Raw genomic sequence first — 1,130 nt, forward strand, 5'->3', positions numbered from 1 at the left:
GGCCTCGGGCTGTTCGTATCTTCCGGCGTCGGGTCCGACGTCGCGTGCGATCGTGGACGGGGCGGACGTGGCGACCCCGCAGGGGGTGTATGCGCGCTACGAGCTGGTCGACGTCGATCCCGCCATCATCGAGGCCCTGCGCTCGCGGCCCCTCGACAGCCTGCTCGCCGCCTTCGGCGATTACCGCCCCTCCGCCGAGCCCTTGATCGGCGTCGGCGATTCGGTGGCGATCCAGGTCTGGGAGGCGGGCTCGGGCGGCCTGTTCTCGGGGCCGCTGGTGGCCGACCGCTTCTCGGCCGGCTCGAAATCCGCGCTGATCCCCGAGCAGGTGGTCAGCCGCGACGGCGCGATCTCGGTGCCCTATGCCGGGCGCATCCAGGTCGCCGGACGCCGCCCGCAGGACGTCCAGGTGCTCATCGAGAACGAGCTCGCCGGCAAGGCGATCCAGCCGCAGGTGCTGGTGACGGTCTCCAAGCCGATCTCGCAATCGGTCACGGTGACCGGCGAGGTCACCGGCGGCGCCCGCATCCCGCTGTCGGGCAAGGGCGACCGGCTGCTCGACGTGATCGCCTCGGTGGGCGGCGTGCGCGGCGCGGTCAGCGAGACCTACGTGCGCCTGTCGCGCGGGCCGACCACGGTGACGGTGCCGATGACCGCCGTGGTCTCCAACCCCCGCGAAAACATCTTCATGCGGCCGAGCGACGTGCTGACCCTGGTGAAGGACCCGCAGACCTTCATGGCGCTCGGCGCGCTCGGCAACGCCACCGAACTGCAGTTCTCGGCCGAGGGCATCACGCTGGCCCAGGCGCTCGCCCGGGCCCGCGGCCTCTCGGACTTCCAGGCCGACGCCGAGGGCGTGTTCCTCTACCGCTTCGAGCCGAACACCCTGGTGCGCCGCCTGCGCCCGGGCTCGTCCCTCCTGACCACCAAGCTCGTCCCCGTGGTCTACCGCTTCAACATGCGCGACCCCAACGCCCTGTTCCTCGCCCAGGCCTTCCGCATGCGAAACCGCGACGTCCTCTACGTCTCCAACGCACCCTTCGCCGAGGTCCAGAAGGTGCTCAGCGTCTTCTCAACGATCACCTCACCCGTCAGCGCCGCCGCATCCGTCTACAGCGTCGCACGGTGAG

At 70.7% G+C, this 1,130-nt stretch carries 1 protein-coding gene; it reads left to right on the plus strand.

All coding sequences use genetic code 11. From position 1 onward, the window contains the following. The coding region (locus MHA02_RS21825) for a polysaccharide biosynthesis/export family protein (RefSeq protein ID WP_147082679.1) at positions 1-1,129 on the plus strand (1,129 nt) is incomplete at its 5' end. Position 1,130: the final 1 nt, after the last annotated feature.

It is taken from the genome of Methylobacterium haplocladii, from assembly GCF_007992175.1.
GTDB classification, from domain to species: Bacteria; Pseudomonadota; Alphaproteobacteria; order Rhizobiales; family Beijerinckiaceae; genus Methylobacterium; species Methylobacterium haplocladii.